This is a genomic window from Arthrobacter sp. AOP29-A2-19, assembly GCF_058138025.1.
In genome coordinates this window covers 729,428-746,578 of the sequence record NZ_CM176894.1, presented here as the reverse complement: position 1 = coordinate 746,578, position 17,151 = coordinate 729,428, and the positions used below count along the sequence as shown (strand labels likewise).

At 61.6% G+C, this 17,151-nt stretch carries 13 protein-coding genes; 8 read left to right on the top strand and 5 right to left on the bottom strand.

Annotation, left to right across the window (positions count from 1 at the left end; genetic code table 11):
* Positions 1-7 precede the first annotated feature (7 nt).
* Positions 8-169 (bottom strand): hypothetical protein, encoded by a 162-nt coding sequence (locus AC3ZJJ_RS03360; protein ID WP_489893848.1) that lies wholly within the window; start codon positions 167-169, stop codon positions 8-10.
* A gap of 190 nt (positions 170-359) precedes the next feature.
* On the opposite strand from AC3ZJJ_RS03360, the gene AC3ZJJ_RS03355 reads away from it, so the two are divergent.
* The 3 genes from AC3ZJJ_RS03355 to AC3ZJJ_RS03345 all read left to right on the top strand — a co-directional run bounded on the left by AC3ZJJ_RS03355 (position 360) and on the right by AC3ZJJ_RS03345 (position 3,575).
* Positions 360-1,337, top strand: coding sequence for a hypothetical protein (locus AC3ZJJ_RS03355; RefSeq protein WP_489893847.1), 978 nt, complete (start codon positions 360-362; stop codon positions 1,335-1,337).
* 269 nt (positions 1,338-1,606) lie between these two features.
* The gene (locus AC3ZJJ_RS03350; RefSeq protein WP_489893846.1) at positions 1,607-2,038 is read left to right on the top strand and encodes a DUF7793 family protein; all 432 of its coding nucleotides are present in this window, start codon (positions 1,607-1,609) and stop codon (positions 2,036-2,038) included.
* Positions 2,031-3,575 carry a putative bifunctional diguanylate cyclase/phosphodiesterase gene (locus AC3ZJJ_RS03345; RefSeq protein ID WP_489893845.1) on the top strand — a complete coding sequence of 515 codons (1,545 nt, stop codon included), beginning with the start codon at positions 2,031-2,033 and terminating at the stop codon, positions 3,573-3,575. Before AC3ZJJ_RS03350 ends, AC3ZJJ_RS03345 begins: the two co-directional genes overlap by 8 nt.
* 49 nt (positions 3,576-3,624) lie before the next feature.
* Here the strand turns inward: AC3ZJJ_RS03345 and AC3ZJJ_RS03340 are convergent, their stop codons facing one another.
* From AC3ZJJ_RS03340 to rfbB, 4 genes are all read right to left on the bottom strand, one after another.
* A complete protein-coding gene (locus AC3ZJJ_RS03340) occupies positions 3,625-5,676 on the bottom strand; it encodes an ATP-binding protein (RefSeq protein ID WP_489895659.1) in 2,052 nt (683 codons plus the stop codon).
* Positions 5,677-5,707: 31 nt separating this feature from the next.
* Positions 5,708-6,712, bottom strand: coding sequence for an LCP family protein (locus AC3ZJJ_RS03335; RefSeq protein ID WP_489893844.1), 1,005 nt, complete (start codon positions 6,710-6,712; stop codon positions 5,708-5,710).
* Positions 6,713-6,868: 156 nt separating this feature from the next.
* A complete protein-coding gene (locus tag AC3ZJJ_RS03330) occupies positions 6,869-8,296 on the bottom strand; it encodes a sugar nucleotide-binding protein (protein WP_489893843.1) in 1,428 nt (475 codons plus the stop codon).
* 97 nt (positions 8,297-8,393) lie between these two features.
* The gene (gene rfbB, locus AC3ZJJ_RS03325; protein ID WP_489893842.1) at positions 8,394-9,392 is read right to left on the bottom strand and encodes a dTDP-glucose 4,6-dehydratase; all 999 of its coding nucleotides are present in this window, start codon (positions 9,390-9,392) and stop codon (positions 8,394-8,396) included.
* 54 nt (positions 9,393-9,446) lie between these two features.
* Here rfbB and rfbA point away from each other — a divergent pair, with 54 nt between their 5' ends.
* The 5 genes from rfbA to AC3ZJJ_RS03300 all read left to right on the top strand — a co-directional run bounded on the left by rfbA (position 9,447) and on the right by AC3ZJJ_RS03300 (position 17,119).
* A complete protein-coding gene (rfbA, locus tag AC3ZJJ_RS03320) occupies positions 9,447-10,349 on the top strand; it encodes a glucose-1-phosphate thymidylyltransferase RfbA (RefSeq protein WP_489893841.1) in 903 nt (300 codons plus the stop codon).
* Between the two features lie 232 nt (positions 10,350-10,581).
* On the top strand, positions 10,582-11,346 hold the full coding sequence (locus tag AC3ZJJ_RS03315; RefSeq protein ID WP_489893840.1) for a glycosyltransferase family protein: 765 nt from the start codon (positions 10,582-10,584) through the stop codon (positions 11,344-11,346).
* Entirely contained in the window at positions 11,343-12,296 is a 954-nt protein-coding gene (locus AC3ZJJ_RS03310) for a glycosyltransferase family protein (protein ID WP_489893839.1), read from the top strand. Before AC3ZJJ_RS03315 ends, AC3ZJJ_RS03310 begins: the two co-directional genes overlap by 4 nt.
* Positions 12,297-12,498: 202 nt before the next feature.
* Positions 12,499-14,481 carry a hypothetical protein gene (locus AC3ZJJ_RS03305; RefSeq protein WP_489893838.1) on the top strand — a complete coding sequence of 661 codons (1,983 nt, stop codon included), beginning with the start codon at positions 12,499-12,501 and terminating at the stop codon, positions 14,479-14,481.
* Between the two features lie 583 nt (positions 14,482-15,064).
* Positions 15,065-17,119, top strand: coding sequence for a hypothetical protein (locus AC3ZJJ_RS03300; protein ID WP_489893837.1), 2,055 nt, complete (start codon positions 15,065-15,067; stop codon positions 17,117-17,119).
* The last annotated feature ends 32 nt before the right edge of the window (positions 17,120-17,151 follow it).

Here is a 17,151-nt window from a genome sequence, read left to right as displayed (position 1 = left end):
CCGTTGCCTAGTACGGCCAGTTGCCGCCCTTGGACGTCACGGAGTACGGCCAGTTGCCGCCCGCGGTGGCTTCGGTGTCAACGTCGGCGGACACGGCGGCGCCAATGGTCAGCGCTGCTGCTGCGGCGACTGCCATGGTTGCCACGGCCTTCATCATGTACTTCTTCATAAGTTTCCCCCTGGCGATTGGTGATAATGGATGTCGGCTTAAAGTCGATCAGGGGCCATGGCCGACAACGCTCCCCCTTGCCGATTATGCCATCTGTTGCCAGTGTTGCGGAAGTGCATTTGGCATCTTCTTTACCCGACAGGGAGAGTGTCTTCATGAGCGCCGCCCCCAGTGCCGCATAATGGCAACTATGCAATACCCCCCGCCGTTGAACGATCTTCGTGGCCACAGGTCGCGGGTCCGGCGCGCGGTCGAGTCGGGGGATCAGGAAGCGGCCCTGTCCGCGGCGCTCGACGGCGCCGCGGCCGCGTTGGGAGCGGGAGACCGCCACTCGGCATGGGAGTTCCAGGATTCGGCGGCGGACGCGCTTCATGCCATGGACCGATACCGGGAAATGTTGGATCTGGCGCACAGCATGGACCAGGCGGCGGCGTTGCTGGGAGACGCCGTGCTGCGGGCACGCTCGCTCGTGCAGGCCGCGGTGGCGCAAAGGTGCTTGGGGCGGCTGCCCTCTGCAATCGGAGCAGCGCGCGAGTCATTGCGACTATTGGATCAGGTCCCGGAGCATGCGGACGCCAGGGCGCGCGCTTACCAGGCGCTCATGGCCTCCCTGGTGGAGGACGGACAGACGTCCGAGGCGTGGGACCTGCGGACGGGGCTGGTCCCCCTCCTGGGAGATCACGTGGACGAGCAGTCGGCCGGCAAAGGCTTTTGGACGCTGGGCAACCTGGCGTTCATGGTGGAGGACATCGAGCGCGGCCTCGAGTACCACCGGTTGGCCTCGACCCATCTGTCGCCGAGAAACGACATTCAACTGTGGGCCCGCTTCAACAAGGCGTCGGCGGACCTGCAGCTCATGTCCGGCATCGCCGTCGAGCAAACGCGCGACTGCATCGACCGGGCCCAATTGGCGCACGAAGTCATGGAGACCACGGAAATGGACCGGGTCGGTCTCGCCGTCACGCGCGCGCGCTGGGGCCTGGCAACCGGCAACCAGGACGCGGCGCAGCGCGTCATCGAACAGGCGATCTCCGATCTGGAGGATCCCGACGCCGCCTACCTCATCCCCGCCTATCTGGTCTGGGCGGAGAGCCTGTCCGCGCTGCGTCCCCACGAAGCCGAGATCAAGCGCGCGGAAGCGGCGCGGATTGAGCGCCTAGCGACGTAGCGAGCGGCGCGGCTAATCAGACACGCTCGCCACCACCAGACTTTTGGCCCATTGGTGACAGGGAGCACATGCGTTTCAGGTTGGTGGGCTAGAATTGCTTTACTTAGTCGTCGCTGGACTCGGTGTCCGCGATTGTTTCGTTTCCGGGGGGAAGTCCATGGTTCGCAAAGGTCCTGCAGGCGCTCAGGTCGGCACCACACACGGTCGGAGGCTGGAGGATGGCAACCGTTGAGCTTGCTCCCCCCTCCGACCCGTCCGGGGGCGAACCGATGACAGACAATGAGGCACAGCAGCCCGTCGTCACTACTCCGGATCCGCTCCAGTCCGCTCCGGATTGGTCCTGCGATTGCGCCACGGTCTGGAGGCACCCCGGCAACATCCTCGAAGTCACTTTCGTTCCCGGCTGCGCGCTCGATTCCACGCTGCTCAACGAAGTGGCGCGGGGGGCGGAATCCATCATCGAGCACACCCCCGTCCACGTCTTGGTGGACATCTCGTCTTTGGTCAGAGTTGATCCCCCCGCTGCGACCGCCTTCAGCACGTACGACGGCCTTGGCCGGGTCGCAATCCTGGGCTTCGGCCCGGCCGACCGGGTGCTAGCCCGCTTCTTTATGACAGCCACGACCTCGGAGGCAACCGCGGAGATGTCCTACTTCGAAGAACGCTCGGCGGCCTTTGCGTACCTTGGCGGTCATGGCTGAGATCCCCCTGCCCCCGGAAACCGATGAGCGGATCGAGCAGATCGTCGCGGCCATCCTTGGCATAGCCGACGGCAACTTCGAGACCGGCATGGAACCAACCGCGCGCCGCGACGAAATCGACGCGATCATCGTCGGCATCAACTCGATGTCCGCGGAGCTGGCACGGACCTACCGGGACCTGGATCTGCGCGTGGCGGAACGCACCACGCTCTTGGAAGAGGCTCGCGACAAAATGCAGGCCCTCGCGTTCTCCGATCCGCTGACCGGCCTAGCCAACCGCACGGCCCTCCTGAAGGAGCTCGACCACGCCTTGGACCGACACCGGCGCGGAGAGCGGGCCCCCGTGCTGATGCTGTTGGACCTGGACGCCTTCAAGGACATCAACGACACGCACGGCCACTCCACCGGCGATGAGGTGCTCCGGCTCGTCGCCGACAGGCTGCGCTCGGGCATGCGACAGGGCGACATGATCGCCCGCTTGGGCGGCGACGAGTTCGCCGTCCTGTTGCCCCAAGGCGCCCCGCGCCCCCTTGAGCTCGGACGGCGCCTCATCCAGCTGATCAACGCCGAGACGACCATCGAGGGCGTCCCCGTGTCCCCAGGCGCCAGCATGGGCATCGCCGAAGCGACGACGGGGCACGACGCCGACATGCTGCTCCAGGAGGCGGACACCGCCATGTACGTGGCGAAGCAGCTCGTGCGGGACAAGGTCCAAGAGTTCGAGCCGTTTATGCTCTACGAGCGCCAGCAGCGCGCCGTGCTGTTGACCGACCTGAGGGCAGCCCTTGGCACGGACGAGATCTATCCCGTCTACCAGCCGATCGTGGACATCGCCAGCGGCGCCTGGATCGGCGCCGAGGCGCTGGTCCGCTGGCGGCACCCGGAGCGCGGCGTCGTGATGCCGGGGCAGTTCCTTGAGCTCGCGGAAGAGGGGCGCCTGCTGCCGCGCCTCACGGCCCAGATCCTTGACGGTGCGCTGGGCGATCTCAGCGCATGGCGCGACCGTGGCCTCGTGGACGACTCCTTCGTCGTTCACGTCAACGTCACTCCCGCCGAGCTGCACATGCTCGATTTCCCGGACCTCATCAGGGCCGCGCTGCGCCGGCACAAGATGCCGGCCAGGGCCTTGGGCGTGGAGATCACCGAACACAACATGCTGTCGGGCGACTCCCTGGACCGCTACTCGCTGTTGGCGCTCTCGCGCATGGGTGTCCACACGAACATCGACGACTTCGGCACCGGATACTCCTCGATCAGCTACCTCAACAAACTGCCCGTGGACGGCGTCAAGCTAGACCGCTCCATCATCGAGGGAATCCCCGCCGACGAGCGCCAAGTCGCCCTGGTGAACGCGGTCGCCGGCCTGATCACGGCGTGCGGACTCGAGTGCATCGTCGAGGGTGTCGAGACCGCCGAACAGCACGAGTCCCTCTTGAAGCTCGGCTTTACGAACGCCCAGGGCTACTTCTACTGCCGCCCCGTGCCGGCGGCCGAGCTGGAGTCGACGCTGAGCGGACACCAGCGCACCACCGCCTAGCCGGTTCCATAAGGCGGGCGGTTGCCCTCTGAGTCCACCCAGCCTGGACCTAGTTTGCTGAGACCCGGTCCGCATCTGGTTCGGCGGGCAGCGTGAAGGTGAACACGGTTCCCCTTCCATCGGCGCTGCGTGCGGAGATCGTTCCGCCGTGGGCCTCCACGATGCGACGACAGATCGCCAGCCCCAGCCCGCTGCCGGAGGCCCGCGCCATCCCGTTCGAGGCCCTGCGGAACTCGGTGAAGATGTCGTCGAGCTCGGCCTCGGGGATTCCGATGCCGTTATCGGACACTTCGACGACAACCCAGTCGGGATCCTCCGCGGGACGCGACGAGACCTCGATCCGCGCCGCGCGGTCAGCGTCCGCATACTTCACGGCGTTTCCGACAATGTTGTCCAGGACCTGTTCCAGCTGCTTGCGGTCGGCGTGCACCAGATCGTTCGCCGTGACGACCAGCTGAACGCAGCCCGCCCCGCGCTTCTCGGCCAACTCCACCAGCGGCTCTCCTACCGCGTAGGCCAGCGCGCCGACGTCGATCACCGTGGGGTCGGTCTCGCCGTCCTTCGCCGCGCTGTAGGCCAGGAGGTCGGTGATGAGCCGGTTCATCTTGGTGCTCGCGCTTTGCATGCTCGCAACCGCCCGTGCTCGGGCAGCCGCGTTGGTGCCCTCCTCCTCCAACAACTCCAGCCACCCGTCGAAAACCGTGAGCGGCGTCTTGAGGTCGTGGGCGACCACGGAGACGAATCGATTGAGCTGTTCGCGCCGAACGTTTTCGTCGGTCACGTCCCGGACGACGGCGACCGCGCCGCCACGCTCCTCGCCGGGAAGCGCGAGCGGGAAGGCATCGACGAGGAGCTCCCGGTCGCGCCCCCTGCCGGCCTGCGCTGTCAGTTCGTGGGCGATGACCGTTTCGCCCCTTAGGGCGCGTGCCAGGGGCTGCTCGTCGGCCATAAGGCGCTGACCGGACAGCGTCGAGACGCCGACGGCCTCGCCCCAGTCGTCATAGCTTCCGGTGACGTCACCGAGGAGTTCGCGGCCCACCCGGTTCTGCAGGACGAACCTCCCGGAGGAGTCCACCACGACGATCCCGTCGGTCATCCCCGCCAGCACCACGTCGCGCAGCTGCGCCGTTTCGCGGGCCTCGTCGCCGGATCGCTCCAGCACCTCCAGCAGCCGGGCGGTCTCGTCACGGTGCAGGGCCAACAGCGCCGTCACGGCGAAGGAGACGAAGATGTACAGCTGGGCCACGTAGGCGGCGGTCGTTGGCCCAAGGCCGTCGAAGGGCCCGTGGCCGAGCAGGGTGACGCCGAGCAGGAATCCACCGGCCGCGAACGCGTGCGCATAGGCCCAGACCGTGGGGAAGCGCATGGCAGCCCAGAAGCCAAATGGAAGCGTGATGAAGAAGAGCGGCAGCCCGTCGTTCAGGACGTAGCCGACCATGCAGGCCGCCCCGGTGCACAGGACGAGCGCCACCGCCTCCAGCGCGCGCGCCGGGGCGGAACGGACCGGCGCCGCGCGGCGCACGTAGTCGGGTGCTGGCTCCCCGGGCGACCCCCAGGGGCCAAGGGAGAGGCGGCGCGGGGCCGCGAGCATCCCGAAGCTCACCAGCATTGACATGCCGATGGCGTTGCGGATGACCCAGGCGGCGAACACGGCGCCCAAGTCGGGCGTCCCAGCCATCAGCAGGGCCAGGACCACGCTCGAGGCGCCAACGATGGCGGCGGCGCCGGAGGAGAACAGGGTGATGAAGAACGACCGGACCCCGAGGTCGCGGCCGGCGTGCCACCGTGCGAGGAGCAGGTGAGCGACGACGGCCTGGACGGCCGTGGCGACGCCGAAAAGGAGGGCGCGTTGTGGCGGCATGCCGGAGATCGCGTTGAACACACCCGAGACAACGATAATCCCGCCAAGCGCGAGGTACCGGTGGCCCGGCCGCAGGACCGCCCACAGGTACCAGAGGACGGCCACGCCCGCCGCGGGCCAGACGAGCGCGAATCCGGAGCCGTGCAGCTGCGTGGAGCGCCCCAGGAGGGCGCTGCCTGCGAGGGCCACGGCAAAGGCCAAGTGCGGCCACGCCGCCCCCTTCTCCCCCACCTTGCTCATCACTCGCTAAACATTACCCGTCAACTGTTGGCTACAGGCCGTTAGCTTCCACATATCCGGCGACATCGTCGTTGGACAGCGCCTCGCCGAGCTCGTTGATGGCCGCCGTGTCCGGCAGGACGATCGACTGACCGTCGGCGGATCGGCCCACACCCTCCGTGGGCAGCGTGAAGAAGTGCATGTCGTTCTTGCGCACGTTGCCCATGCTCACGCCGAGTTGGCCCAGGCCGAAGGCGTTGAGCGAGTCGTCGACGCCGACGTAGGGCGAGAGCTCGTTGACCACCGCGGAGATGCGACCCGGGTTTGTCAGCGTCTCGCGGTCCAGGAGCTTACCGATGACTGCTTCCAGGAAGAGCTGCTGGTCCTTCACGCGCTGGTAGTCGCCGTCCGTGAAGGCGTAGCGCTCGCGTACGAACGCCAGCGCCTGCTCGCCGTTCATGTGCTGGCGACCCTTTTCGAAGTAGTGCTCCGGCAGGTGGCGTGGCTGGAACGCGATGGGAACGTCGATGTCGACACCTCCGACGGCGTCGGTCAGTCCCTTGAAGCCCTCCATGTCGATGGAGGCTACGTGGTCCACGCGCGTGTCCAGCATGGTTTCGATTGTCTGTACGGTGAGTGGCACGCCGCCGAAAGAATAGGCGGCGTTCAGCTTGTGCTGCCCCTGCCCCGGGATCTCCACCCAAGTGTCGCGCATCATCGAGGTCACATAGACGCCCTTGCGGTCGCCGGGAATGTGCACCAGCATCATGGTGTCCGACCGTCCAGCGTTCGGGACCCCCTCGAGATTCTCCGACTCGCCGGAGCCGCCGCGGTCGTCGCTGCCCAATAGCAGGATGTTGACGGCGTCCGTGGCGGATTCCCTGACCTCGGGTCGCGAGGACTCATCCGGGAAGGCTTGCGCGATTTTCTCAGACTTCGAATCAAAATTGCTGGCAAGTGAGAAGACGTACGCTCCCGCGACGAGGCCTGTCACGACGAGCAGTCCGACGAGAGTCAGGATTGTTGCCCGCACGGGATGCTTGCGTTTCGGCTCCATGGATTCTCCGACCTTCGTGTTATTGCGCACAGCAGCCCCACGAGCCACTTGCGTTTAGTGATCTCGCAGTCCAGTCTAAGCGCGAGGGCGGTCCCTCCCGTGGCATGTCGAACTGAACAGTCGAATCCGTTCGCCCATACGTTGTTGCGCATTCGACTAGAGCGCTGAATTTGAGGTCGCTTGTAGGTAGGTGGAGAGCGCTTCGGCCTGAGCGCGGGGGGCGAAACCGGTGGCCTTGATCTTGGCCAGGTTCAGAACACTGTTCAAGGGTCGGGGGGCAGCGTGCTTCCCGCGGAAATACTCTTCGGTGGTAACCCCGGTGACGCTGCTAGCGGGCTCCCCGCACGCTTCGTAGACCGTGGCGGCGATGTCGGCCCAGCTCGCCGAGTCCCCGTCGCTGGTCAAGTTATACGTCCCAAAGGGCGCGCCAGTGGAGAGCAGGTGCCGGATACCGGCCGCAAGGTCCTCAGTGAAGGTCAACCGGCCGATCTGGTCGTTGACGACGGTCGGTTCGACCCCACGGGCCGCCAACGAGGCCATGGTCCGAACGAAGTTGTTGCCCTCCCCGATCACCCAGCTCGTCCTCACGATGTAGTGCCGCTCCAGCGCCGACACGATTGCGTCGCCGGCCGCCTTCGTCTGCCCGTACACGCCGAGCGGCGAGAACGGCTCGTCCTCCGTGTGCGGCCCCGGCGCGGCGCCGTCGAAGACGTAGTCCGAGGACACGTGCACCAGCGTGATCCGGTGCTCCGCACAGACCCGGGCTAGTGCCGCGACACCTGTCACGTTTGCGGCCCACGCCGCGCGCCTCCCCTCCGCGCTTTCGGCCTCGTCCACCGCGGTGTACGCGCCAGCGTTGACGACCGCGCCGTACCCGGACCAGTCCGTGTCCGCGACCGCGGCCGGGTCGGTCAGGTCGAACTCAGCGCGCGTGGCGAACTCCACCGAGCCGTCGCCAGCGCACGCCTCGCGGAGCGCGCGGCCCAGCTGCCCATTCGCGCCGAGCACCAGCGTCCGCAACGGGCGCATCGGGACCACATCCGCGAGGACCGGGTGGTTGCGGTCCTTGTCCGAAAGCTCCGCCCGGGACAGGGGGATGGGCCACGGAACGCCCGCGGTCGGATCGGCGAGGTTCAGGAACGTGTACTTCGCCTGCGCGTCTGCGGACCAGTGGTCGTTGACCAGGTAGGCGTACGCGGTATTGTCCTCCAGCGTCTGGAACGCGTTCCCGACCCCGCGCGGCACGAACACCGCCCGGGAGGGGTCCACTTCGGTGGTGAACACCCGCCCGAACGAGTCCCCCGCCCGCAGGTCAACCCACGCCCCGAAGATCCGGCCGGTCGCGACGGACACGAACTTGTCCCACGGCTCGGCGTGGATCCCCCGCGTGGTCCCCGCAGCGAGGTTGAACGAGATGTTGTTCTGCACCGGCCCGAAGTCCGGCAGGCCCGCGGCGACCATCTTCTCCCGCTGCCAGTTCTCTTTGAACCAGCCCCGGTTGTCCCCGTGCACCGGCAGGTCCACCACCACCATCCCGGGGATGCCTGGGACCTCTATGACGGACAGCGGCTTCGAAAACTCCATGCGGCGGTGCTCCTCGCAAAACTCGTGGGATGCGGACGGGCCGCGGCGGCCCGCCCGTGGCGGCGAAGACCCAACGCGGCCCCGCCGTGTGGGGCCGCTACTGGCCCTGGGTCTGGTACTTGGCCTCGGTCGCGGCCTTCTGCGGGCGCCACCACGCCTCGTTCTGCCGATACCAGGCCACGGTGGCCTCCAGCCCGGCCGCGAAGTCCGCGTAGGCCGGCTGCCACCCGAGCTCGGTGCGCAGCCGGGTCGAGTCGATCGCGTACCGCAGGTCGTGCCCGGGCCGGTCGATAACGTGGTCGTACGCGTCCGCCGGCTGGCCCATGATGGACAGGATCGACTCCACTACTTCTTTATTGTTTCGCTCACCGTCGGCACCAATCAGGTACGTCTGCCCGATCTCGCCCCGGTTAAGGATCCTCCATACCGCCGAGGAGTGGTCGTTCGCGTGGATCCAGTCCCGCACGTTCTCCCCTGCCCCATAGAGCTTGGGCCGGACACCGTCCATGACGTTGGTGATCTGCCGCGGAATGAACTTCTCCACGTGCTGGAACGGCCCGTAGTTGTTCGAGCAGTTGCTGATCGTCGCTGCCAGCCCGAACGAACGCACCCACGCCCGCACGAGCAGGTCCGAGCCCGCCTTCGTCGAGGAGTACGGGCTCGAGGGGTTGTACGGGGTGGTCTCCGTGAAGCGCTCCGGGTCATCCAACTCTAGGTCCCCGTACACCTCGTCCGTGGAGATGTGGTGGAACCGCGTCCCGTGCTTCCGGGCCGCCTCGATCAACGTATAAGTACCGATGATGTTCGTGTCCAAGAAAGGGCGTGGGTCATGGAGCGAATTGTCGTTGTGCGACTCTGCAGCGTAGTGCACCACCGCGTCCGCGTCTGCGACCAGGGAATCGACTAGGTCGGCGTCGCAAATGTCCCCCACTACGAGACGCACCCGCTGCGGGTCCAGCCCCTCCAGCGAGCCTTGGTTTCCTGCGTAAGTCAGTTTGTCCAAAATCACTACAGAAACATCTGTCTTTGCTAACACATAGTGAACAAAGTTCGAACCAATAAATCCGGCACCACCGGTAACAAGAATCTTCTTCACGTCACAAGACTACGGGTTGGACTATCCGCGCTAGAAACTGGCAGGATCAACGTCATGAAGGGCATAATTCTCGCAGGCGGTACCGGGTCCAGACTTCACCCCATCACCAATGGCATCAGTAAGCAGCTTGTGCCTGTATACGACAAGCCAATGATCTACTACCCGTTGAGCACGCTAATGCTCGCTGGTATCCGGGATATTCTCATCATCACAACGCCCCAAGACGAGGATCAATTCACGCGACTCCTGGGGGATGGAAGCCAGTGGGGCATTCGCCTTAGCTATAAGCAGCAACCGTCCCCGGAAGGCCTTGCTCAAGCGTTCATTATTGGTTCGGATCACATTGGTGATGAACCCGTGGCATTGGTATTGGGTGACAATATTTTCTACGGTCCAGGGATGGGCAGCCAACTCCAAGAGCTAAAGAGCATCGATGGTGCGGCCGTATTCGGCTACCAGGTATCCGACCCCACGGCCTACGGAGTTGTCGAATTTGATTCGAAAGGCCAAGCCATTTCTCTCGAAGAAAAGCCGGACCATCCCAAGAGCAACTTCGCGGTTCCGGGCCTCTACTTCTACGACAATCGGGTCGTTGAGATGGCGCGCCAACTTGCTCCGTCAGAGCGCGGAGAACTCGAGATCACGGACATTAATAAGATCTACTTGAGTGAGGGAAGCCTGAAAGTTTCGGTTCTGCCCCGCGGGACCGCTTGGCTTGATACGGGAACTTTTGACTCACTGAACGATGCCTCAAACTACATTCGAACCATAGAGGCGCGTCAGGGACTGAAGGTGGGCGCCCCCGAAGAAATCGCTTGGCGCAACGGTTTTATAGACGGTGATGACCTGGCACGGCTCGCCGAGCCACTAATCAAAAGCGGATACGGCTCCTATCTGTTCGATCTTCTCGCGTCCAACTCGCGCACTTCGCAGCCGGTCGGCGCGGGACAGAACTGACTGATCCATGATCTCAACCGTGGCTTGGGCAGTACAGCCAGGACAGATTTCGCTGACGCGACCGGCTCGTCTAGTCAGCGAGTTGATAACCCTTGGCGCGATAGAAGAGTCGCCTTCGCTCATCCATCACGGACGAACTGCCGCTCAGAGCAATGCACAGAAAAGGGCCCCAATAATCCCTGGTAGCAGTCTGCGATTCGAATCTGGACTAGCTGTTTTGTCTCCTCTCTACATGGCCAGCGAACCCGTACGGCCGGCGTGGACCGATCTGTACGACGACTGGTCGATTGCCCCCGACATAAATCTCGTTCATCGAAGCTTCGCAATGCGCGGTTATAGCAACATCCGGAGACGCGCAGGTTCCACTACTGGACTGGTCACGGTCAACAGCGAGTACATGGCCCGCAAGATCGGACGCACAAAGACGCGAATCGTGTCGAATGGCGTGGATCCTTCCCTCGCGGGAATAGGACAAGACGGCGATGACACGAGACGACTTGTCGTCCTCGGTCACTTCTTTGCTGGTCGGACAGACTTTGCATTACTGGAACGCCTTTGCTCGACGCCGCATTTCGATGAAGTCATTATCGGCGGCAAGCCCCGCGGTTCGCGAGCCCTCAAGTTTTTCTCCGCTCTAAAGGCGAAACACTCGAAGGTTCGAGCGTACGACTGGCTGGGCGAACTCGAACTAATGACCCTGGTTGGCAGCCGGACTGTGGCGCTAATTCCGAACACTATTAGCGACTACACTCTCAGCCAAGATGCCATGAAGGCTTACACGTTCATGGCTCTCGGAATCCCAACCATCTGCCCAATGCCGCTTTGGCCAGGATCGATTCCGCCTGAGCACGTTTTCCTCACCGGTCATGGCGACAAGTTGGAGGAGCGCCTCGGCGAATGGGTCGAAGCCGAACGTCCAAGTCTCGCCTGGAGACACGACTTCAGTGTAGAGAACAGCTGGACTGCGCGGGCACGACTAATTGGGGAGCTATTGTGACTTCCAACAATCACCTCGATACGGGCACACACGTAAACATCGTTCTGTATGGTTTCGATGCCGATGCATTCGGGACCACAGCCGAGTCCCTCAAAGCAATTGCGCCCCAGATTGATCGCATCAATGTGCTTCTATCGGGGTCTCGACAAGACCTAAACGACTTCGAGGCGACAGTCGACAAAAATGGCCTGCTGGAACACGTTGTCTGCACTCATCGCTTCGATAATCTTGGCTTCTCTGCTGGCCACAATCTTCTATTGCATCAAGCGTTCGAAAGTGGAGCATCCGCTTGTCTCGTGCTCAACCCGGACATCTACATCACGCCAGAGGGGCTGCGGTCATTACTGACGGTATCGGCAGGGTATCCGCGAGCCTTGATTGGTCCCACGCTCGCCCAGCTTGACCCAGGCCGCGAACAATTCCCACCCCATTCGACCGATAGCCTAGGTATTTCGTGGAACGCCGATGCTAGACATTTTGACATGGGCCTAGGCGCCCCGTGGCGGCAGCAGGCGGGCGATGCCTATCCTGTTCAGGGGATAACTGGCGCCTGCATGCTCGTGCAAAAAGCAGTGCATGACCGAATACGCGATCGGAGCGGTCACTTCTTCGATCCGCTTTTCATCGCGTACCGGGAAGACGCGGAGTTAGGTATCAGGGCGCACGCAGGTGGAGTGGAGTCCATGATCGCTCCTGTAAACGGAATCTCTCATATCAGGTCTCAGAGAGGGTTCAAGCGCACGAATCCACTCGTCAACTTACTCGGCGTACGAAACAGATTCCTGATCCGCTGGACCCTGGGCAAGAGCCGCCCGGGCAGCCCGACGAGGGCAACTTTGCGAGACCTCATTGTGATCTTGGCGACGTTAACGATTGAACGTAACAGCATACCGGGCTTGATGGAGGCGTGGAGGGTGCGTCGCTATTGCCGGTCCATGAGAGATGTGTAGCGTCTGCGCGGTCTTGATTGACATCGTCCGTCAAATGCGCTTTCGTGACAGTAGGGCAATCAACCTGTGAGGGGCGGCCATGGATCACGTAGGCAGAAGGACTCTAATCGCCGCAGGGCTTCCCCTAATTGGTGCTGCGGCCGGCGACGCAAGCGTCCGTTCTCAATTGGGCGAAATCAGCCTCGCCCGATCGACACCTGTTGTGGACCAGGTCGTCGTAGCAGATCCTGGTAGCTTCGCTGGTATTGACCCCAGTGGAAGCTCAAATTCTCAGGCCGGCTTGCAGAAAGCCTTCGATGCCACGCCCGCGCACGGCAGTCTCGTCATACCCGAAGGGACGTATCGCGTTGAGGGCCTATTATCCAACCGCGGTCGGCCAATCCACATTTCAGCGTATGGTGCAACGCTAGTAAAAGCGCGTGACGCTAATACGCTATCTCTTTACCGTTCCTGGGATGCGACATTAGCGGTGCGCTCGGTCGCGCCAGACTCAATTCCTTCGGGCGGAACTTCCATACCAACGATCAAGATCACACTCGCCACAGCCGCCGCATGGGCGCCCGGAGACATCGTGAAAGTCTTCGCGGATGACCCAATCCCGGGGGCTCGGCCGGGGACTGATGGAACCGCTTCACGCTCGGGACAGTATTTCGTTGTTCAAGCTCAAGCGGGCACAGAAGCGACTCTAATCGGCACCCTGGTGGATTCGCTGTCTACAAACGTTCGGGTGGCGCGCATGGCGACGGGCAACATCACACTTCGTGGTGCCACGTTTCGAACCGTCGCCGAAGGCCTCACCGCGCAATGGAAAACTGGACTATGCGTATTCAATGGCGTTGCAGGCGCTCTGGTTGAAGATGTAACTGTAACCTCATCGCCAACGGCCGCTATCAACATGAAATCGTGCTTCGGTTACCACATCCGTAACGTGTCGATACGATACGCGAGAGATGTTCCAGAACAAGGCACTTTCGGATACGGCATTATCGACACCTCCGGAGCATTCGGCACAATATCGCAACTTAGCGCGTCATTTGTCCGCCACGCATACTCAGACGACTCCGCTCGCATTAGCAGCAATTCAACAGATGTCAGTGCGTATGGACGATCCTATGGGCACCAAATCATAGATAGCGAGTGTTCCGGTGCAACTGCAGCGGCGTTCGATACGCACCACGCGGCGGAAGGAATAGTCTTCCAAAATTGCCGAGCCTTTGACTCTGCTGCTGGTTTCTCACTACGCGGTCGAAAGCACCGAGTCAACGACTCATCGGCACGAGGATGCCCATATGGAATCCACGTTTTTACGGAGGCTGGAGGTGAATCTTGGGGGCATTTAGTCAACAATTTCCAGGCAATTGGTGCGTCGGCTTCCACTCTGCGTGTCCATCTAAATCAAACTGGCCATCCGCAGGCTGGGCAGCTGGAAAGGCGCCCGATTGACGTTGTGGGACTGAATTCCACCGATGCCGGCCCCGACTTCATCTATGCTGTAAACGCTACGCTGAGGATCACGAACGCGTCCATGCGGATTAGAGATGCGCTGCCGGACGGGAGTCGGTTAATCCATCAAAACAATGGTGCTGTATCGATCGAAAATATGGCCATCGACCTGACGCAGAACTTCTCCGGAACGACACTCGACATTTGGACAATTGTCGGTGGCGCATACACGTCGGCACGAGCAAATAATGTTGCCCTTTCGCTCGCAGGACAGAGTGCGCGAGTGCGTTACTTGACCGTGCGTTCCGGCTCGACGCCCATCCACTTCCGCAATGTCACCTTCTCCGAGCCACTGTCGAGCATCTTCAATCAGCTTTCATCGGGCTCGTTCGTGAACTGGGCAACGGATGATCGGAAATATTCGGCTTCAGCGCTCACGGCCAATCAATGGGACGTTGAGCAAAGCCACACGGCTCAGGGTATTGCAGGTTGTAGTGAGCGCAATATGACGCTAACGTCCGACCCGGGGGCCGTGCCACGGACGCTAACGACCCTACTCCCCGCGTCGTTTCATGGGCAGAACCTTACTGTCATCAACAGCGGATCGGCTAATACGATCAGAATTCGGCACGGGGCTGAGTTCGGCGTTCAATTGGCAAGCAAGGCAGACAAAGTACTTCAGCCGCGAATATCCCTGCGACTTATCGCGTTGCCAGACGGTTTATGGCATGAAGTGGCATAGCCCTTCGTTCCAATCACTTCGCTACTATTCTCCCCGCTGCTCAACCTGTGCCTCTGGCTTGTGGGCGTGAGTGCGGGAGGGTTTTGGCCACGACCCGCAGCAACTAGCGCCGTGTCACTTGTCCGCTGATCACAAGAGTTCTCCCGATCGCTCGACTGTTATATCTTGAAGATATTGGCTGCCATCGTCCAGTCGACGCTCAAGGCCCCTCCGACAAGTTCACGCGTCACAGCGCTCCCGCCTCAAGAACGCCGCCCGAAGAGCGTCCTATGCATACGCAAACCGCGACCACGTGTTGCCTTGGCCTGATTGCCAACCTGGGTCTCGCCACGGTCTAGCGCTGATGTGATGTCACAGCGCCCCCTGTTGACATTAAGCTGTCGCGGGCCCACTGTAATTCCACACATATTTCTTGGGGAAAATGTGTCAACTCACGTCACTTGGGGGCATTCTGATGGTGGATCTCTTCCGGCGGAACCTGCTGGCTGCAGGCGGTGCTTCCTTGCTGAGTCCGTACATGAATCACGGAGTCGGGCAAGCACCCACCGAACTACGAAGCGAACTAGGTGCACCTACCGCCACCGTGAACGCTACAGATTCTGAGGTCTGGAGCCTTCTTGAAAATCCGAATTCGCAAACGGCTGGAGTTCTTCGCAACACCATTCAGGCCGAGATCTCTACTCCTGGAACGGGCTCAGAGACGGCCCTCAGAGCGGCATACGGACACACAATATACGCGGAGGAGTACTTGCAGGCTATTTCCGATCCTCAAACGGCGCTGCAGGCTGCTATGGATGCAACGGCAAATGGTCAAAGACTGGTGATTCCAGCAGGTGACTACGAACTAAGTTCGCCACTGAAGGGGACGGGAAGAACGATCGTTATCGATGCATATGGCTCGAGGTTGATAGCTCTGGGGAATCACGGAGTTTTTTCATGGCAGGGGGCCTACGGTAGCGTGCATGCCGTGACGGCCATCGCGCCGACGCAAGTCATATCCAACGGGTCACCCCTGTGGGCTACATCGTTAACTTTGAAAACCGTTCCCAAACTGGCGCGAGGCGACATTATCAAGATTGTGTCGGACGATACCATTCCAGGCGCACGACCGGGTGACGACCAGTTGGCCTCAAGGCGCGGTCAATTTGCCGTTATTGACTCAGTAGTAGGCACCTCGGTGTTCGTGATGGGTACGCTCTTGGAGACATTCTCAACAAACGTCCGCCTGGCCAAGGTCGAAGATCATGCAGTTCACGTCCGTGGCCTAACTGCTAGCGCTTCGCTCAGCGGAGCTACGGCCAGCCTCTTGGGCTTCACTCGACTTATCGGGCCAACAGTTGACGACCTGCACATCGAACGATCGGGGGGGGCGGGCCTCACTTTTTTGGGCTGCTGCACTTACACGGTGCGGAATGCCTCGATCAACCACGGGGTTAATAACACCGCGGCTGGTCAGTACGGCTACGGAATATTGGACTGCTCAAGCACGGCGGGCAAAATCATTGGATGCTACGCGAGGCACGTGCGCCACGCCTACACGAACGACAGTCATCGGATCGCCGCGAACTCTCCACTCGATAGTTACGGGCGAACCATCAATACGGAGATCAACAGTATGACGGCGGTTGGCACGAGTGTCACCGCATTCGACACACACCATGCTTCTCAAGGCGTGCAATTTGTAAACTGCCAAGCGCTCGACTCCTTCACAGGCTTTGGGCTCCGTGGACGAGGCCATGTTGTCCGGGGTGGCACCGTTCGAGGAGGAAAGAACGCGATATTCATTTTTACCGAGGGAGCAGCCTGCGAATCATTTGGTCACTTGGTCGACGGCACCGTCATAGAAGATATGAAGGAAGCCCCGGTCAACGTCTATCTCAACAGCCACAACGGTGTCCGCGAGAACAGGGTAAGTACAATTCGTGGTCTACGCATTGCGTCAGCAAGCTACCTAAATGCTGCGATTCGTGCGCAAAATGCCACTCTGGAATTATGGGACATCAGTATTGTGGTGCCCACGTCCCTTCCTAACTCAGCCAAGCTGATATCGAGTCAAAACTCGGTGCTTAGCGGAGGCGACGTAGGGATAGATATCGTGGGCAACAGTTCGGGAGCACCCATAGCCCTGTTCGAGACTTCCGCTCGAAGTACCGTCGAACTGGACAGAATCCGCGTGAGGAATACCTCTGAATCGGCCAAGCGCACGCAAGCCATGCGGAACACTCTTGGGGATATTGTTCGTTTGTCAAACGTGACTATGGATTTTGCCCCAGCGACCTTGGTCACAACCGGTGCCGGGGACGTAGTTTTCGGCTATGGAGTGGTGACTACGGGAGAAAACTCAAGTGCGGTGAATCAGACGACCGTGGATATTGGCTCCTCGCTGCGAAGGTGCCCCGATGCGCTGTTTACTGCCAATCTAAAACCCGCCGGCGTGAGTATCACCCTGGCCCCGTTGCCCGTTGCGCGCCTACAGTCACAAGCGCTTCGAATTAACAACTTTGGATCCGCACGCTTGACTGTCCGTCATGGCTCCACATACAGAACAGAAATGATTGGGGCGAAGGACAAGGTGCTGGGCCCGAAGCAGGGGCTGACACTCTATTGGACCGGAGCGTCGTGGGCAGAACTGGCATAGCACGTAGGGCATTCGCCGCGCGTCGTTGAACG